Here is a 20,872-nt window from a genome sequence, read left to right on the forward strand (position 1 = left end):
TCAAAGGTTGGCCAGGGTCCAGCGGGGACTGAGGATGACCAGCGCGTCCTCTGCCATAGAGGACATGGTCTCGACGCTCGGTCCACGGGTCACCAGACCACGCAGCGACAGGCACAGGTTTCCGGCCTGGTCATAGAGGTCAATGTCGGTTTTCGCTCCCAGAGCGTTGAACACCGGTTGCCGGCGCAGTTCAGCCCACAGCGCGCCGCGACAGGCAGCGAACAACTCGATACTGTCCAGGGCAAAAGGCAAGGCCAGCGACGCCAAGGCCCCCTCTTGCGGTGCCGGCTCGAACAACGCCAAGGCTTGCAGGACACCATCGAGCACGCCGGGGTCGATCACATAGCGGGCATCGGCATACGCTTGCGCATCGGACTTCAGGCCAACCAGCACGCTGTCCGCCTTGCGGCCCAGCCAGATCAGGCTGCGCAGCGACGCGCCGTACTCCAGGCCTTGGCCAGCCAACTGCTGGTAGAACGCATCAGGACTGAGCTCCAGAGCGGGGTAGCTGGCACGCAGGGCCGTGAGATCCACTGCGTTCGACGCCGGCTGCTCGGGGAAGTCGACGCTGCCTTGGCAATGCACGACTGCACCGGGCGCAGAGCCAAGACTGAATTGCAGCCCCACCGCGGAGCGCTGGAGCAGCACATCCAGGCTCAGCGGCTGTTCGGCGCTGATCGGTGTTACCCACGCCAGGTCACGCAGGCGCATCGGCGTCACGCGCTCCGCTGCATGCCCAAGTGCCAGGGTGACCGCGCAGCGGATCATTTCCACCTGCGCCGCTGCCGGCAACAAGCGGCGCTGCGCGACACGGTGATCGCTGAGCACCGCTTCGCTCCCACTGAAGTGACTCACGTAGTGAACCGCGTCCAGCCCGGAACGGTTCTCGTGAACTAACGGATGCATGTGCGCCGGGGCCGCCAATGCCTGTTGCGACGCCTGCCGCCCCAGGTCAAGCCAGAAGAATTCTTTGGCGAACGGATAGGTCGGCAAACTCACGCGACGCCCCGGACGCTCGGCATAAAAGTGCTGCCAGTCCACCCGCAGGCCCTTGACCCAGAGTGCCAGCAACTTGCCAAGCTTGCCCTTTGCAAACCAGTGATTGATGGTTTGGCGCAAGTCCTCATCATCCTGCAACAGGTTCATCGCCTCTCGGTGTTCCTGCACGCAGCCCTGGTACAACTCGCTTCCCTGCACCTGCTGCCCTTCGATAAACGCCTTGAGGGCAGCGCAGACCGCCTCGACTGTGGCGGCGCCAAACGCCAGCCGATGTTCCATGGCTTCGCGTCCCACTTGCAGGGTGTAAGCCAGATCACGCAGATCGACCTCGGCGCCACTGCCCTGCAAGTGAGCCAGCAAACGCTCGGCGCGCTGGCGCAACTGTTCGGGTGATTGTGCCGACAACAGAATCAGCACCGGTGCCGTGGTGCGAGCGACCGGCGACCTGGGGTCGGCGTACTCCTGAATGATCAGATGGGCATTGGCCCCACCGGCGCCAAATGATGAAACACCGGCACTGCGCGGGACTTGCTGCAGACGTCCATCAATCTCCACCAACGGCGCCTGCCATTCCTGCACTTGGTGCTGCAGCTTGAACGGCGTCCGGGAAAAATCGATGCGTGCATTGCTGCGCTCGCTGTGCAGGGTCGGTACCAGTGTGGTGTGCTTGAGCTGCAGCAACACCTTGGTTACACCGGCGATGCCGGCCGCGCTTTCGCAGTGACCGATATTGCTCTTGACCGAACCCAAGGCGCAGAACTGCCGCTCGACCCCAGCCTCGGCAAACGCATCACTCAAGCCCTTGATCTCGATCGGGTCACCCAAGGGAGTACCGGTGCCGTGAGCCTCCAGATAACTGATGTGCCGCGCGGCAATACCCGAGCGATGCAGGGCCTGGCTCACCACGGCTGCCTGGGCTGTGGGGTTGGGCACGGTGAAGCCGCTGGTTCGGCCGCCGGCATTCATCGCACTGCCCTTGATCACACCGTAGATATGATCCCCAGCCTCCACCGCCGCCGACAGGGGCTTGAGCAAAATGGCGCCAACCCCTTCGCCGTCGACAAAGCCATCGGCATCGGCACCGAATGCCCGACACTGATCGCTCTGCGAGAGCATGCCCATCAGCGACAACCCCATGTAATGGGTCGGACTCATGATCAGGTTGACCCCCCCGGCAATCGCACTTTCGCACGAGCCCGAAAGCAGACTGTCGATGGCCAAGTGAATGGCGCTCAAGGAGGAGGAACAGGCGGTGTCCACTGCCAGACTCGGTCCTTTGAAATCGAACAGATAAGACACCCGATTGGCAATCGACCAAAAGCTGGCGCCATTGACGTAATCGGCATTCATCGCGCCGACGAACACCCCGACCCGATTCCCCGGTGACAGAGTGCCTGGGGTGTAGCCGGCCTCTTCGATGCAGGCATAGGCTTGTTCCAGGAACAACCGCGCCTGAGGGTCCATGCGCTCGGCTTCGGTGGGCGATATCTGGAAAAACAGCGGATCGAACGCCTCGATATCGCGGATAAAGCCCCCCCATTTGCTGTAATGCTTGCCCCACTTGCCACGCTGAACATCGAAATGCTGCCGCCAGTCCCAGCGTTTGGGCGGAATTTCACTGATGCAGTGACGGGCTTGAGACAGGTTCTGCCAGAACTCCTGCAGATCATCCGCCTGGGCATAGCGCCCGCTCATGCCGATGACCGCGATGTCACAGGCGCTTCCCCGCGCCTCGACGGCCGGCGCTTGAGGCCGAACGGGCGCGACCATTGCTGGCGGTGGCACAGCGGCAGGCGGTGCGCCAGGTGAAGTCGCTTGCAGGCCCAAGAGCGCCTCCAGTTCGGCCCGATGTTGGTGAATGAAGTGCATCGCCAGGGCCCGCAGGTTCTGTACCTCGAAAAACAGGGTATTGCTCACCTCGGCGAAAGACTCGTTGAGCAGCGTTACCAGGCGCACCGAATAGATCGAATCGAGGCCATAGCTGTCCAGCGGCTCATCGACTTGCAGGCGCTCGATGGGAATGCGCAATTCCTCAGCGATCAAGCGTTTGAAGTAGGCCAGCGATGCCTCAAGCAAAGCCTCTTCGCCAACCTCTGACACCCGCGCCTGCCGGACCATGGCGGGTGCCGTCGGAATCGCCGCTGGACTGTGCTGTGTGCTGTTGGCTGCTGACGACGATAGACGAATCACCCCATCGCTCATCGCCTCCAGCAGCGGACCGCTGATCGGGTCCTGCCACTCGCCCACAACCTTGTAGCCCTCTTGATGCAGGGCCGAGCGCAGCTCATCCAGGCGCTCATGACAGGCTATGAACAGGCTGGCTCGGGATTTGAGCAAGACCTTGATGTGACGCAGCGTTGGCAGCAAATCGCCGGTTATCGGCGCCAGTGCAATGATCCCATCGTAGGTGCCAGGCTCCAGGCCCTGGGCCAGTGGGTCGTGCTGCGGATCAAAGGCTATCTCTTGCAGTGCATCGACCTGTCCTCGCAGTGGGTCAATGCGCAAGCGATCGCTTTGCGTGCTGTAGCTGCACACATAGCGCCGGGTCAATGACTGGGGCGGTTGCAGGTGCTCCAGCACACCGCCACGAGCGCCCAGGCAGGCCCCTATGTCGAGCAACGACAGTGACGCATCCGGCGCGACCAACTGCTGACGCCAGCGCTCAACAATATGCTCGGCGAAGTGGGTTGCGGGCCACACCTGATGAACATGGGCCACAGCGCGTGCCGCCAACACGTTCAGTCGTTGGTCGGAGGGAATCAGCGCCGGCGGGTTTTGCACACGGTCGGTGACTTTGAGCAGCGCCAACTGATTGAGATCATCGGCGAACAGGTGATTCAAGGCCTGCATGCCATCGGCTGGTTCGATGGAAGCAATGCCGTTGCGCGCCATACGCTCACGGTACTGCGCAGACGCGGCAACGCCGGTATGTCCCCAGAATCCCCAGTTGATGACCTTGACCTGGCTTGGCAACTCACGCGCCAACTGCTCTGCCAGTGCGTTCTGGAACAAGCAGCCGGCGCTATAGTTGGCCTGGCCCGGTGGCGGAGTGAACACCACGGTCGAGGAGAAAAACAGTAGGAACTGCGGGGGGGCCTCGCGCAGCGCCACCCCCAGGTTCAGGCTGCTCTGGAGTTTGGCGAAGTACACCTTGCGCAAGGTCGCCTCATCCATGTTGACCAGAGTGCTGTCCTCCAGCGACAAGGCCGAGTGAATGACCCCGTGGATCGCGCCGAAACGCTGGCGAATCTGTTGCAGGCAGACTTGCAGCGCGTCCAGGTCACAGGCGTCGGCCTGGTAATACAGCGGTGCCCGCCCGGCCTGTGCGCAAGCATCGATCTGCTCCTGGATCTGCGCATCCAATGCCCGACGTCCCAGCCAGATCACCTGCGCGTGGCAACGTTCGATCGCGTATTGGCTCCAGGCCGTGCCCAGACCGCCTGCGCCACCGATCACCACATAGACGCCGTCCTGACGCAGGTAATCGCCCTGTGCTGGCTGCTGGAACTCAGTCTCCAGCCACTGACGGACGTACCACCGATCCTGACGCAGGACCCGCTGCAGCCCCAGCGGGTCACACGGCTGCTGCAGGATAGTGTCCAGGGTTGCCACGCTGTCGCGCTCGATGTCGACGCTGCGCACTCGCCAGCGTGGCGCTTCCTTGGCGATGCTGCCCACCAGCCCATGAACCCCGGCCTGGGTGAAGTTGATCGCCTGTGAGTCGAACCCGCTGGTCTGGTATTGCACCACGGTCAACTCGAAGGCACCGCTGGCCTGAGGTAGTTGCTGCAAGGCCTTGAGCAGGTTGAACAGGAACATGACCCCGCCCTGCTGCGCCTGGATAACCGCCTCATGATCAAATGCCGAATGCCCCACGCTGGGCGCGATCCACATCAGGTGCTCGATATCGCGTGCTTCGAGCAGGGCCAACAGTTCGGCACTGCTGCTGTTGGGACCGACTTGTAGACAGAGTGCTGAAGGCTGCCCTTCGACCAGCCGCGCCAGATCGTCCTGGTCGCTCCCAAGAATCAGCAACCGCCCCAGATCAGAGCCCCGTTGAGCAACGGGCTCGGGGGCCAGACTCCACTGCGGCAACAGATAGACCTTGCGCTCGGCAGCGTGGTGGACCTGGGTACCAGAACTGGTCACGGCCAACCCAGTCTCGGTGGTCTCGGCCGGCTTGAGCCGCAGCGCGCTGTAGCCACGGATAGCCACACACACCTTGCCGTGCGAATCGCACAGATCGATGTCAAAGCGGGTAACCGCTTGACTCGACGGCGACTGCCGCCGCACGAAAGCCCACAGACTGTGCTCGCACCGGCCATAGAGTTCCAGGCTGTCAATAGCAAACGGCAGAGCCACCGACAGATCGGCTTGCAGATCCCCCAGCAGCAATCCCGCACACGCCTGCAGCGCGCCATCAAGCATCGATGGCGACACCTCGAATGATGGCGTCAAACGCGTCGCCGGCCCCTGGGGCAGGTGCAACCGGGCAATCACGTGCTCATCATTGCCCCACAAGGTTTCAATGCTCTGGAACGATGCGCCGTACTCATAACCGGCCTGACGGTAACGCTCATACAACTCAGTGCCCGCCACTTGACGGCTACAGCCAGCGATCAATTGTTCGATGTCATGCTCGATCAAGCGCGCCGCACAGTCCGTGACCGTCGCCTGGCAATACACCTGCTCCGGTGCTTGAGCGTTGACACAACGTAAATGCCAATGCGCAGCGTCAGCCTCGCCCTGAACCTCGACGTCCAGTTGCAACTCACCCTCGCCCTGCCACACCGGCTGCAACCACGCCAACTGACTCAGGCGCCGGGCAGCCTCAACATGCGGCAGAGGTTGGCTCAGACGGGTGGCGGCCAGGAACATCTCGATCGACGCGGCCGCGGGCAAGAGTTTCTGGCCATTGATACGGTGTTCGTCAAGAAAGAACTCGCTGCCATCAAAAGCACTGCTGAAACGTTGCTGACCAACACAGGAGGTATTGCGCTGCACCAGCGGATGCAGCGCCTGGGTGAGCGCCACTGGTCTCATGGAATCGCCGGCGGCCGCCATCGCGGCCTCGACTTCGTCTTCGACCCAGTAGCGCTCTCGGGCGAATGGATAGGTCGGCAAACTGATTTTTTGCGGGTAAGGCCGCGCATACGTTGCCCGCCAATCCACCTCCTGCCCTGCAATCCAGGCGGCGATGAGCACCGACAGATCGTTCGTGGCAGGGGCTGCTCCGCTGCCCGAAGCACCGCGAACCGATCCAGTCAATAGGCCGTCAACCGTTGATTCGCCTTGCAACCAAGCCTCTAAAGCAGCGCGCAACGCTTGATGCGAGCTCACGCACAGGGCCAGTCGCTCGCTCATCGCTTCGCGGCCCACCTGCAGGGTAAACGCGATACGAAATAGATCGGCGCTGCCAAGCACCGGTCCCGCCAGCGCTGTGACCAACCGCTGCACACACAGGCGCAAGGCGCTGCCGGTCTTCGCCGAGAGCACGATAGCGACAGGCAGTTGGCGCTGCACTGGCGGCGCCAACGCCGAAGGTAGGTACTCCTCGATCAACAAATGGGCATTGGCACCGCCCGCGCCGAACGAGGAGATACCCGCCACACGTGGCCAGGTGCGCTCGCTGCCTTGGTCGTTGAGCACCGGACGGACCCACGGTGTCAGGCTGTTTTGAACATAGAACGGACTACTGGCGAAATCGATGTTGGGGTTCAACGGCGTGGCATGCAGCGAGGGCGCCAGTTGCCCGTGACGCATCTGCAGCAGCACTTTGCTGATCCCGGCAATACCCGCCGCACTCTCGCAGTGGCCGATATTGGACTTCACCGAACCGATGGCACAGAACCCGGTGTCCTGAGTATGTCGTGCAAATGCCCGAGTCAGTCCGCTGATCTCGATCGGATCGCCCAACGGCGTACCCGTGCCGTGGGCCTCGATGTAGCTCACGGCACGTGCCGGAACCCGGGCCTGAAGCAGGGCCTTGGCAATCAGCTCAGCCTGGGCCAGCGGATTGGGCACGGTGTAGCCATTAGTCTTGCCGCCGTGATTGAGCACCGAGGCCTTGATGACGCCGTAAATCTGGTCGCCATCGGCGATGGCCTGGCGTTTGCGCTTGAGCAACACCGCGCCCACGCCCTCACCCGGCACATAGCCTTCACCACCTTCGCCAAAGCTCTCGCAGCGACCTTTGGACGAGGCGAAACCGCCCTGCCCCAGCATCAGGTATTTATTGGGGTGAATTGACACGTTGACGCCACCGGCCAAGGCCATTTCGCACTCGCCATCGCGAATGCTGCGACAGGCCAGGTGCAAAGTGGTGATGGACGAGGAGCACATGGTATCGAGCGCAATGCTCGGGCCATGCAGATTGAAGATGTAGGACACCCGATTGGCGATTGATGCCGGGTGCCCGGGAACTGCAAACGGATAGCCTCGGGCCGTCGATTGCGCACCGAACAGCTGGTACTCCTCGTACATGACCCCGACGAACACTCCGACACTGCGCCCTTTGCCCACACCTTCCGCGGCTGGCAGGCTGCTGCGGGTGTAGCCGGCATCCTCCAGGGTTTCGTAGGCACATTCCAGAAACAGCCGCTCCTGGGGCTCCATGCCAATGGCTTCACGGGGAGAAATCCCGAAAAACAGCGGATCGAACTTGTCGACATCGTCGATAAAACCACCGTGTTTGCAGTAGGTTTTACCAATGGTATTGCGGGCCGGATGATAGAACTCACGGTGATCCCAGCGCTCGTCCGGGATTTCCCGAATAAGGTCCTGTCCGCTGGCCAGGCAACTCCAGAACTCCTCCATGTTGCGCGCCCCGGGATAGCGGCCGGCGAGACCAATAATGGCTATCTCCTGATCATCGTCCTCGGGCTCGGGCTCGGCGGCGACCTGAGGGGCCGGCTCCGGGCTGAGGGATACGGCGGCCGTCTCGCCATGCCCCGAGGACGTGGCCTGCGAAGGCGGTTGCAGCAGCCCAAGCAAAGTTGCTGCATGCTCGGCGACAAAGTAGTCGGTGACTTGCGCCAGCGTCTGGTACTCAAAGAACAGTGTCTTGGACAGGCGCCCAAAGGTCTTTTCCAGCTCATCGGTCAGACGAATGATGATGATCGAGTCAATCCCGTACTGCTCCAGTTGTACCTGCTCCTGAATATCCTCGGCATTCAGACGCAATACCTGGGCGAACTGTTGACGCAGGTACTCCAGGGACGCGTGACGCAGGTCTGCTGCGGTCGCGGTCACCTCAGGCGTTGCCTGAGGCAAGGCCGCCACGGCCTCGGATTCGCTGCTGGCGGACAGCGTGCGCGAAGCCAAGCCATGCATCAGAGCCACCGGCTCGCCCTCGGCATCGAACAGGTCAATATCGATCAGTTGCAGCCCGGTCGACGCCCGAGCATCCGGCTGCGGCCTGAGCCAGGCCCAGCGCGGTGGCGCGCACTGGCGCAGCAGCTCGAAGTGCGCAAGCGCGAAGGGAACGCTCACTCGAGCGGCACTCGCCTCCTCCAGTTTTAGGCCCAGGGCCGCTTGCAGAGCCGAGTCCAATACCCCCGGATGCAGCACAAAGTCCTCTTGGGGCGGCTCGCTGGTTGCAGGCGTCGACAGTTTCACCAGCACTCCGAAATCGCCCACCCACAGGTGCTCCATGCACTGGTGACCCGGGCCGTAGTCCAGGCCCATGTCCGTCAACTGGGCATAGCACTGGGCCCCACTGAAATGCGTCCGGGCTTGCTGTTCAAGCGCCGAGACATCCAGGCGTCGGGCACTGCCCGAAGCCGTGCAGACTTCAGCCTTGCAGTGCACCGTCCATTGGCCACCCGCGTCTTGCGAGCGAACTTCAAACCGTGGTCCCCGATCGCCCTCTGGCAGCAGCCAGACCTGCAACTCAAGCCCGCTCTCATCCCCCCATAGCGGCTGTAACCACAGCACATCGCGCAATTGAAAGGGTGCGCCCGCGCGCCCTGTCGCGCGCCATGCGCGGTTCATCAGCTCGAGGTACATCACGCCGGGCAAAATTGCCTGACCGTCGAGCTTATGGTCGCGCAGGAAAAATTCGTGGCCGTTCAAGTGCACCACATACTTGTCCCCTTCTTGAGCTCCCGGCGGCTCGACCTGAGCGGGCTGCACCCAATGCCGCTCGCGCTCGAACGGGTATCCCGGCAGACGCGTGCGGCGCACAGCCTGCCCGGCCCAGAGCGCGGTCCATGGCAGCGTGACACCCTCGACCCAGGCCTGGGCCAGGGCCTCCAGGGAGGCCCCATCGGCTTGCTCAATGCTCCAGGACCGAGCCTGAGCGCCCTCGACAGTGCCGCTCCAGAGCGAGGCCGCGGGCGCCTCCGGGGACTGGACGTAATCCTGGAGGCGGACGATCAGTTGTTCCCTGGACGCGGCCAGCAACGCCAAGCGATGCGGCAAGGCTTCGCGACCAACCTGAAGGGTATAGGCGATATCCGACAGCGCCGTTTGCGGACGCCCACGCACATGTTCGAGCAACTGCTGCGCCAACACGGGCAAGGTGTGCGCCTGCAGGGCCGAGAGCACGATCAGTCGATCAGCGTGATCATTCATCAGCGGATTCCTTAGAAAATTCTTCAAAGAGCAAGTGAGCGTTGGTTCCGCCGATGCCGAACGAACTGATGCCGGCCATGCGTGGCTGGCCGGAGTCGCTCAACCAGGGTCGGCTGTGCTGGAGCAGGTAGAAAGGGCTGTCCTGCAGATCGATATAGGGATTTGGCTCTGCGCAATGCAGGTTTTTCACCAGGGTCTGGTGCTTGAGGCACAGCAGCAGCTTGATTGCACCGGCGACCCCAGCGGCCGCTTCAAGGTGGCCGATATTGCTTTTCAGGGCGCCCAGCGCGCAGCGCGCTCCGCTGCCAGGCTGATAGCCGGAGCGCTGCCAGGCCTCCTTGAGCGCATTGATTTCGATCGGATCACCAATCGGTGTACCGGTACCGTGGGTTTCGATGTAGCTGACCTGCTCCGGACGGATGCCCACACGCTGGTACAACTGATGCACCAGATCGGCCTGAGCCTGCGGGTTGGGCGCGGTCATCGAACCGCCACGGCCGCCGTGGTTCACCGCACTGCCGCGAATGACTCCATGGATTTGATCGTTGTCGGCCAAGGCCTGCTTGAGGGTCTTGAGCACGAGCACCCCGGCGCCCTCGCCCCGCACGTAGCCATTGGCATCTGCCGCGAAGGACTTGCAGCGCCCTTGGGGGCTGAGCATCTTGGCCTTGCCCATGGCCTGGGTGATGCGCGGTTCCAGCAGCACATTGACCCCACCCACCAACGCCCAACGGCAGTCACCGTTACGGATCGCCTTGACCCCTTCGTGGATCGCCACCAGCGAGCTGGAACAAGCGGTGTCGATGGCCAGGCTGGGGCCAGTCAGGTCGAGCAGGTAGGACACCCGGTTGGCCAGCATGCTGTGGCCGTTGCCAAAATTGGCCAGTGGATCGACCTCGCCGTGGATCATCAGCTGTGCGCCGTAGTCCATGGAACTGACCCCCACGAACACCCCGACATCACGCTCGGGCAAGCTACGCGGCGCGTAGCCTGCGTCTTCCAGGGCATGCCAGGCCGACTCCAGGAACAACCTATGCTGCGGGTCCATGAACTCGGCCTCCAGCGGCGACAGGCCGAAAAAAGCCGGAGAAAACTTGTCGACATCCTTGATGAATCCGCCCCAGCGCAAGGCTTCGCCACCCGACTGCTCGCGGTAGTCTTGCCAGCACCAGCGGGCGGCGGGTGTCTCACTGATCAGATCGTCCCCGTCATGCAACTGTTGCCAGAAATGCTCCAGGTCATCGGCGCCGGGAAACACCCCGGCCATTCCAACCACGGCAATCGCGTCATCCATGGCACACGACTGGGGCTGGCCTTCAGCGGCCAAGTCACTGTCAGGCAACGCCAGGCTGTCCAGCCATTTGCGTGGCGTGGCGTGACGATAGAAATCCGCCGGCGTGCTGTTGACCCCGAACGCCGAGTTCAAGGCATCCGCCAGGCGCACGAAGCGAAACGAATCAAAGCCCAGCTGGTGGAAGTCCTGGTCCAGGCTCAGTTCGTCCGCCGAGACTTGAAGGATATGCGCCACCACCTGCAGCAGGCGTGCCGCGTGGTCACTGTTGCGCGAGCCATCATCACCGCCTGGCTGCGCCTCATACGCCAGCAAGCGAGCAGCCTGTGGTGACAGGCTCAGTCGGTCGACTTTGCCGCTGGCCAGCCTGGGCAGTTGGTCCAGCTCATAGAAGCGGCTGGGCACCATGTACAAGGGCAAGGTCCGGCCAAGGTGTTCACGCAGGGTGTGACCATCCAGGGTTGCACCGAGTGTCAGAAAAGCCTGCAGGGCACCATCGTCGCCAGGTTTGACCAGAGCCTCCAGCACCCCGGCATGCGCCCGCAAGGCGGCTTCGATTTCACCGAGTTCAACCCGCTGCCCGTTGACTTTGACCTGCTGGTCATCACGGCCCGCCAGCACGATATCGCCGCTGTCCAGCCGATAGCCCACGTCGCCACTGCGAAAATAGCGTTGCGTACCGTTGCCATCGAGGTCCAGTTGCACAAACCCCTGTGACGGCCGGTCATCGTCAGCGATATAGCCCAAGGCCAGTGCCGCACCGGTGACCAGCAACTGCCCGGGGACCCCGATGGCACAATGACGATCCAGCTCATCGACGATCACCACACTGACATTGTCCAGCTCCTGGCCAATGTTGATCTGGGATTCATGCCCTGGAGTGATGCGTTTGAAAGTGGCATCCGCACTCATTTCGCTGGAGCCGTAGATGTTGATCAGCTCGGACTGCGGACAAGCGTCGAAAAACCGCCGGGCCAGATCCGCCGACAACGCTTCGCCACTGCTGAAGCAGTAACGCAGGCTGCCCAATGCCGTAGACGCTGAAGGCTCTTGCAGCATCGCCCGGAGCAATGAAGGAATCACCACCAGCCGCGTGATTCGATACTGATCCAGAACCTCAAGCAGCATCGCTGGCCCACCTTCACGCAGGCGCTGATCTGGCACGATCACGCTCGTCACGCCTTGCAACAGCGGAGCAAACAGCTCTGCCACATGGTCGACAAAGTTCAGTGAGGTCTTTTGGCAGCAGCGCTCGTGCGGCTCATACGGGAAGGTCTTCCACCCCCAGTGCAAGCGATTGAGCGTGCCGCGTTGACTGCCCTTGACTCCTTTAGGACGGCCACTGGAGCCAGAGGTGTAGATCACATAGCAGAAATCCTGACACCGCGTGCGCGGCAGATCACTGCCCTCTTGGGCGTCGATCTGCTCGCGCAGTGCATCGAGGTCGAGCATGCTGCCCGGCAGTTTTTCACCCAAACGTCGCTGCGCGGCACCGTCGCTGACCAACAACAGGCAGCCGCTGTCGGCCACCATGTAAGCCAGACGCTCGGCGGGAAGCCCCGGATCCAGTGCCAGATAGGCCAGACCCAACTTCCAGACCGCCAGCACCGCGGCGACAAATTCCGGGCCCGGCTCCAACAGCAGGCCGATCACCCCCTCCCGCTCCTCCAGGAGTGGCAGAGACTGGCTGATCTGCCGGGCCAGCCGGTTGGCGTGCTGATTGAGTTGGCGGTAATCAATCTGCTGGTGATCGCAGATCAGGGCCACATGTTGCGGGGTGAGCGCCGCCTGGCGTTCGAACAGGCTTGCCAGCCCGGGCTCTACCGAGTCGGGTTGAGCAAGCGCAACCTCCAGCCTGGGCAGCTCGGCCAGCAACTCCAGGTACTGCGCCTGCAAACGCTGCATCAGTGCCGGCGGATACAGCGCTGCGTTGAAATGACAGAACAGCGTACTGCCCTCTTCGCCTTCGAAGACTTCAAAAGCCAAGGGGAAATCGACCTGCTGCTGAATCTGCAACAACGGTTGCAACTGCATGCCGCTGGAGGCCAGTCGCCGTTGTGTGGCGCGCACCCAGTTCTGATACATGAATACCGCGTCATACAAAGGCTGCCCCGGTTGCTCGGCCAGCTCTTTGTGCAGGCATGGATACGGATAATGTCCGTGCTCAAGGGCAACCAGCAGCTCGCGGTGCAAAGTCGGCAACCAGTCGCCCAGCACCGGGTCTGCCGGCACCTCAAGAGGCATGACCAGCAAGTTGACGAAATAGCCCGCCAGGTCTTCGAACTGCGTGTGCGGACGTCCATAAAACGGCGTGGCGATGCGCAACGAAGCGCTCGCACCCTGGCGTCGCAACAACAAGCCAAAGGCTGCCAGCATCAAGCTGTAGGTACTCAGGTTGTAGCGCGCGGCCAGCTCGGCCAAGCCCTCAAGGGTAGAGCCGGGCAATGCCACCTTGAGTATCTGCGGCTGGTGTTGGCCGCTGTCGAGTTGCTGGCCTGGTAGTGTCAGTGCTGAGTGAGGCGCGCTCAGGCGGTTGTGCCAGAAACGCCGGGCGCGGGCGCCTTCCTCGCTGTCCAACCACTGCTGCTGCCAGGCCACAAAGGCCGCATAGCTGCTGCGCGGTGCTGGCACATCGGCCTCGGTTCCCTGTTCGTAGAACGCCAGGAAAGTACTCAGGAAAATCGGCAACGAACTGCCATCGAACACGCTGTGATGGAATGTCAGCAACAACACCGTGTTGTTCTGCTCCGGCGCCTGGACGAACAGATCGACACGCACCAATGCATCGCTGGCCAGGTCGAAAGGTTTTCTGGCCAGCGCGCGCATCGCAGCCTGCTGCGTCTGTTCATCGTCGCCCTGGTAGGGGTGGATCGTGCATTGCGGGCGTGGATGAGCGTTGTTGCACACCCACAAGCGGTCCTCGCGCAAGGTAAAACTGGCGCCCAGCAAAGGCTGCCGGGCAACCGTCGCTTGAGCGGCAGCGAACACCCGCTCGGCGTCCAGGCGGCCATCAACCCGGAACGCGTAGGGGATGTTGTAGCCGACCTGCTGGGCAAAATGGCGCTGTTCGGTCCATAACCCCTGCTGCCCGATGCTCGGCGGATGCTCGCTCACCGGCGCCTCGCTGGACACAACTACAGGCACGACCGGCACCTGCGGCAAATGACGAGCCAGCTCCGCGAAGGTTTGACAGTCCAGCAACTGCGCCAACGGTAAGCGCACGCCGTACTGCTCGAAAATACGGTTTTGCAACAGCACCGCCGTCAATGAGTCGACCCCATACCGAGCCATCGGACACTGAAAATCCAGCTCGTCGGCGGCCAGTTGCAGCAGGCTCGCCAGCATCTGCCGCAGTTGAGCTTCGGCTTGGCTCTGGGCCGTCCCATCCCCGGCAAGCACCTGCTGCTGGTCCTGCGGGATCGCGCCTTGCGCGGTCGCCGGCGCGACGCTCAGCAGGTTCGGCAGGCTGAAGCCGTGAACATGCGCCGGCAGTTTGCAGAGCCGCTCATCGAACACGTAACCAGGCAAGCGCAGTGCCGGCACGCCCCGCAGCGCCGGATCCAGATCCAGGGTCACGCCGCTGCACCACAGGCTCGCCAGGCGCGGGTAGTCACGCTGCTCTCGCAACGCCTTCATCAGCGCGTCTGCCGAGGGGCTGTCAAGCAATCCGTGCAAGGCCGGTGAGCGGTCGCTCTCATCACCGTAATAGGCTCCCTGCAACGGCGCTCTTTGCCCGGGCTCGCTGCTGATAAAGGCATTTAGCCGGGCGATCGCCTGCGTGATATCCGTCACCACCAGCGCCAGGCGCACCGGCCACGCGCTTTTGCGCCACAACGCTGCGGACAGTTGAGTCAGCTGCAGTTCGGGGCGCTGCTGCAAAAACGCCAGCAAGGCCTCGGCATTGCGCCGCAACGCGCTGTCATGCTTGGCGCTAAGCAGCAACAGTTGCGGTTCGTCCGATACAACGGCTTTGGCGGCTGGCGCCACATACTCCTCTAGCACGGCAAACCCGTTGACCCCGCCAAACCCGAAGCTGTTGACCCCGGCACGCCGCGGCTGGCCGCCGTTGGAGGCCGGCCAGTCACATGACGCGGCACTGATGCTCAATCGACTCTTGGCCAGGGAGAGGTGTTGGCTGGCGGTCGCAAACCCCGGCACACCAGGGCGCACGCGGTGCCGCAGGGCCAGCGCGGTTTTGATCAATGCCCCGATCCCCGAGGCGACTTCCGCGTGACCTATCACCGGTTTGAGACTGCTCAAGACGCAGGGTTGCAGGGCATCACCCTGGTCGAGGGTGGACTTGAGCGCCTGGATCTCGATGCTGTCGCCAATGGGCGAGGCAATGCCGTGGGTCTCGACGTAGGACAAGGTTTGCGGCTCGACCCCGGCCCGCTCCAGCGCCTGGTTGATCGCCTCTTTCATGCCCAAGGCATTCGGAGCGGTCAGCGAAACCCCTTTTCCGCCGTGGGCCACGCCGCTGCCCTTGAGCACTGCGTAGATATCATCACGATCGTCAATGGCCTGTTGCAATGACTTGAGGACCAGCACCCCCACGCCTTCGGAGCGGACAAACCCATCTGCGTCGGCCTGAAATGAACGGGATCGGCCATCACTGCTAAGAAAGCCCACCGCGCCCAGGTTGATCGCCCCCAAGGGTGACAACACCAGTTGCACGCCCCCCACCAATGCCTGTTCGCACTCGCCATTGGCCAGTGCCAGCAAAGCCCGGTGCAACGCCACCAGCGACGACGAGCAGCCAGTGTCGTAGTGTTCGCTGGGGCCGCGCAGATTGAACAGGTGAGAAATCCGGTTGGCCACCATCGCCGATGAGATGGCCGAAGCCACCAACGGATTGCCCACCGGCAATTGCACGGTGCAGGCGTAGTCGGAGGCACCGACAGCCATGAAAACCCCGGTCTTTTTCGTCGCAAAACGCTTGAGCGCGACGCCGGCGTCTTCGATCGCCAACCAGGCATGCTTGAGCAACAGACGCTGCTGCGGATCCATCAACGCCGCCTCATGGGGCGACAGCTCGAAGAACAACGGATCGAAGTGGTAGACGTTGTCGATGAAACCGCCCCAGCGCGACTCAGTGCGCGGGCTGTTGCCATCGCTGGGCCCAAAGAACTGCCGCCAGTCCCAGCGCTCGCTGGGAATCTCCTGGGTGCAATCGATGCCTTGCTCGATGTTGTTCCAGAACGCCGAGAGCGAGTTGGCCCCCGGAAACTGCCCGCTCATGCCAACGATGGCAACATCCCGCTGGCCCTGCCGACAGTCCTGCGGGACTTGCGCCAATGGCTGTTCGGCTTCGATCACGGCATCAGCCACCGATGTCGGTGCTGGGGCCAGTGCAGGGGGGGCAGCCGGCGCCGGGAGCAATCCGGCAATGTGCGAGGCCAGCAGATTGAGTGTGTTGAACTCGAACAACACCCCCGCCACCAGTTCCAGGCCCACCCGGGCATTAATCTGCTGCACCAGCTTGACGCCAATAATCGAGTCCAGCCCGTAATCCCCCAGGGACTCATCGCCATCGATGTCTTGTGCAGCAACCCCCAGGGTCTGACTGAACAGCTCGGTCAAGACGTCGTGCACGTTCCTGAGCTGCGATGCTGGCGCCGGGACGCAGGCGCTGCTTTGCCGGATCGGGTTGTGCTCCGCAGGCGGGGTCGGCTCAGGGCCTGCGCCGACGCTGACGTCGGGTTCGACAAGCGGCTCCAGGGTCCAGCGGCGTGGCGTCTGCGGGCCCAGTCCAAAGCCGCTACTGCGCCCCACCACCACTTGCAGATCGCTGCGCTGCAGGGCTTGGCAGGGAAAACTGACGCGATCAAAGGCTTGATCCAGCAGTACACTGCGCCAGCTTGCCGCCGCCAGCGCCGGGCCGTAAGGCATCCGCAATTCGGGATCGCTGAAGCGCCACCAGCCCTCCAGCAAGCCGAAGGTGAGGTGGGAAAACAGCGAGTTTTCGCTCAGCTCCAAAAGCAGAAACTGCCCATGGGTCTTCATCAACGACTGGATATTTCTAACTGCGGTACGAATGTCCTGGGTTGCATGGATCACGTTGGCGGCGATCACCACATCGTAATGCTCAGCGCTCATGCCCTGGGCTTGCGGGTCCTTCTCGGCATTGAAAATGCGTGTGGCCAGGTACGGATGCTCGGCGCGATAGCGGCGCTCTGCTCGGTGCAAAAACAGTTGCGACAAGTCGGTGAAGCAGTATTCGTCGATGTTTCGGGCAAACGGTTTGAGTGCTGCCAATACATGCTCGGTGCAACTGCCGGTTCCGGCGCCGACTTCCAACAGGCGAATTCGCGCCTCTGGCTGGCGCGCCACAATCGCCTGAACCTGCGCGGCAACCAGGCTGCCAACCACGGAGCTGTAATAATGGACCACCGGATTTTCCTTGTAGATCGACTCCACCAGGGCCATCGAACTGTTGGAAAAAAATACGTCGGTGGCTTTTTTCCGCCCGCCCAACACGTCGGGAACCGCCTGCAGCGCAACGTCAATGAAGCGACTGACCGATGCCAGGAATGGGTCCTGTTCCAGCTCGGCCTTGACTGCCTGCCAACGCTCCCAACTGGTACTGACGCGCTCTTCCAGGGCACTGGACAGCAGCACCTGATCACCCACGAGGGTCACTTCCTCGCGGTCTTCCAGAATCCGCAGGCTCGCGTTGAGCCAGCGCAGCAGGTAATGGCCGTCATTCAGCGCCGATTGCAAGTGCTGCAACGAATAGCGGCCACGGCGGTTGCCTGCTGTCAGGCCTGCCTCCGCCAAGAACACCTCGATCTGACGCCACATCAACGCCCGCAACAACGGCGCAATTTCATCCAGGCGGCCGTAGGTGAACTCAATCAGTTGCTGAGCGTGTTGCAGTTCCAGTGGCGGCGCTGGGAACGCCTCGACCGCGCACGCCTGCTGCTTGGGCGCCAGGCCCAAGCCACTGAAACTCAACGCCTCCAGTTTGGCCGGGGCGGTCAAGCGCAGACTGACCAGATGGGTAAAGGGTTGTGCCAGAAAGGTTTCGAGTTCAACCATGGCCTCATCAGCGGGCAGCACACCGAACCCCAGCCTTGCCAGATGCTGGCGCACGCCCTGGACATCCTCGCGCAGCGAGGTGGTTTCCCAATGCGGCCAGTGAACGACTTTCACGCGGCGCTCACCGCGCTGATTGAGCTGGTCGGCCAAGGCACTGATAAAGTGTCCGCCGGCAGCGTAGGCACTGCTGTTAGGTGCCAGATAGAGATCGTTGATCGATGAAAAGAACAGCAGGAAATCGAGCGAATCAGCACTGAACACCTGAGCCAGGTTAAGGGCGATGGCCACTTTGGTGTTGAGTCGCTGGGCAAAGTCTTGGGGGGGCTGCTGGAGCAGGGGTTGATTCTCGCGCACCATGGCTGAGTGCACGACCCCGTGAATCCGCGCAAAGCGCTGGCGAATCCCGGCGCAGGCACGCTGCAATTGTTCCAGATCAGTGGCATCCGCCTGGACATACAGCGGTGCCGGTCCCCATGCCGCCAACCGTTCGATACGGGCCTGCACTTGAGCATCCGCCGGACTGCGTCCGATCCACACCAATTGCGCCTGGTACCTGCGCACCAGATAGGTGCTCCAGTCCTGCCCGACGGCCCCGGCGCCGCCCACGATCACGTATACGCCCCCTTGGCGATACATCGATCCAGCCGGCTCAATGACGCTGTTCAGGCACTCGTCCAACACATGCAATGAAGGCCGGAACCAGTCGCCCGTACGGTGCGCCCAAGGCCTGCCGGTGCGCTCGAACGGCAGCGCGGCAAAGCCCGGGGCCAGGACCACGCCAAGGTCTTCGGCATCGACAATCCGCAGCTGCCAATGCGCATGCTCCTTGACCACCGTGGCCAATAACCCGTGAACCCCGCTGTGAGTCGCCACCACCGGGTCCTGGTCGACAATCGCAACACTGCGCCGGGTGATCACGGTGATTCGCAGCGCGCTGTCGTGGTAGCGGCTGCGGCTCAGAGCGCGCAACAGGGTCGCGCCCCAGAGCACGCCCCGCTGTTGCTCGGCCTGCATCGCGGCCAAGGTCCCGGTACGGTCCTCAGGCACCACCCAGATCAGGTGTTCAAGCGGCGCCTGCTGGGTAAACAGCGCCAGCAGCGCGGACTCATCGGGGTAGTGTTCAGGGTTAAGAACCACGCCCTGCCCCCACGCTGTGGGCCAATCGGCGCCGTCATGGAAGATCGCCGTTACCCCGACCTGCGAGGACGGTGCAAGTGCCACGCTGACCCGCTCCCAGCAGCCCGCCCCGTAAAGGGCATGGCAGTCGGGTGCGGCTGTCGCCGCCGTGACAGAAGGCGCGACCTGATCCTGGGACAAGGACTCGGCGGTGGTGGATAACTGGCTCGGCATAGGCTGTCTTTCGCGGTCAGTGATGAAGGGGTACGTCGGCAGATGAATGCGCCGTGGCGGGCGCTCACCCACCGGCGCTTGATAACCCTCGATGGCGCCGCCCAGGCACCAATGCCGGGCCAGGCTGTGGACGTCGGCAGGCGCGTCATGCACCTCGCCGGCTGCCGTCTGACGCAGGGTTTGCCCCTGGTACACACCGTCCTCGGTCCGCCCCTCGATAAAACTGCCCAGCATGCGGCACAGCTGGTTGCGATCAGTGACGACAAGGGCCACCCGCTGGTTCCAGGCTTTGCGGCCCACGCGCAGGGTGTGAGCGAGATCGGCGAGGTCCAGGGTCGGATCGGCGTTGCGTACAAAGTCCAGGAGCTGTTGGACCGCCAGTCGCCGTTTGTCCTCGGTCTTGGCCGACAGCAACACCAGGTGTGGCCCTGGACCTGCAGAGCCGAGGCGCCCGGGCCAGTCGTCGGCACCACGGAACAAGGCGTGGGCGTTGGTGCCGCCCACGCCAAAGGAACTGACGGCTGCATGCCGCGGGTTCTGCTGCTGCGCCGGCCATGGATACAGTTGATCGACCAGAAAGAACGGCGAATGCTCAAGGTCGATCTGCTGATTGGGCGCGTCCAGGTGCAAGGTCGGCGGAATCTGCTCACGGGCCAGACTGAGGATGGCCTTGATCGACCCTGCGAGCCCAGCGGCGGTGTCGGTGTGACCGATATTGCTCTTGACCGAGCCCAGGCCGCAGTATTGCGCGTCCCCGGTGCCGGCATAAACCTGGCTGAGCGCCGCGAACTCCACTGGATCACCCAGCGCCGTGCCCGTACCGTGGGTCTCGATGTAGCCGACTTGCTGCGCACCGACCCCCGCCTGCTCCAGCACCCGGCCAATCACCGCGGCCTGGCCGGCGACGCTTGGGGCGAAGAACCCGGCCTTCAGCGCTCCGTCGTTATTGATCTGTACATCCTTAAGCAGGGCGTAAGGCTGATCGCCATCGGCCAGCGCCAGGCTGGCGCGCTTGAGCAACAGCATGGCGACCCCTTCGCCACTGACCATGCCGTCCGCCTCAGCATCAAAGGGCCGACATTGACCACTGCTGGAAAAGTTCAGCCCCGGTTGATGCAGATACCCGGCCATGGATACCGGAAACACCGTAGCCGCCCCGACCAGGGCGTAATCCACGGCGCCGCTACGGATACTTTCCAGGCCGGCCTGCAGCGCCACCAGGGACGAGGAGCAGTTGGTCTGCATGAACACGCTGGGACCGGTCAGGCCGAGCTTGTAGGAGATCATGGTCGGAATGCTGCCGCCCTGCCCCATCAGCCAGCCTACATACTGATCGGCGTCTTCGATGAAATACGCCGCGTCGGCCGCACTCTGCTGACCGCTCATGCTTTGCCCGGCGCACATGTAAACCGCGGTGCGCGGCGCTTGTTCCGGCACGTAACCGGCATCCTCGAACGCTCGCCAGGCATGCATCAGCAACTGCTTGAAGGCCGGGCTCATGAAACCGGTATCCCTGGGCGAAAGCCCAAAGAAGCTGGCATCGAACGCGTGCTTGTCATCCAGGATCGCTTTGACCGGAACAAACTGCGGGTGACGGATCATCGACTCCGGCACCTTCAG

The 20,872-nt window shown here is 62.7% G+C and carries 2 protein-coding genes (1 of these 2 only partly in view); both read right to left on the bottom strand.

The genetic code is table 11. The features are described 5' to 3' along the window. Positions 1 to 9,573, bottom strand: coding sequence for an SDR family NAD(P)-dependent oxidoreductase (locus tag P7C00_RS17170; RefSeq protein WP_404936925.1), 9,573 nt, complete (start codon positions 9,571 to 9,573; stop codon positions 1 to 3). Beyond that, a protein-coding gene (locus P7C00_RS17175; RefSeq protein ID WP_404936926.1) for an amino acid adenylation domain-containing protein crosses the window boundary here: on the bottom strand, positions 9,566 to 20,872 show its 3' portion. Its footprint extends 3,438 nt past the window's final position; only the last 11,307 of its 14,745 coding nucleotides appear in the window; its start codon lies beyond the right edge, outside the window — the gene reads right to left on this strand; it ends in the stop codon at positions 9,566 to 9,568. The genes P7C00_RS17170 and P7C00_RS17175 overlap by 8 nt, the downstream gene beginning before the upstream one ends.

Source organism: Pseudomonas sp. JDS08PS003, from assembly GCF_045013505.1.
Classification (GTDB): domain Bacteria; phylum Pseudomonadota; class Gammaproteobacteria; order Pseudomonadales; family Pseudomonadaceae; genus Aquipseudomonas; species Aquipseudomonas protegens_B.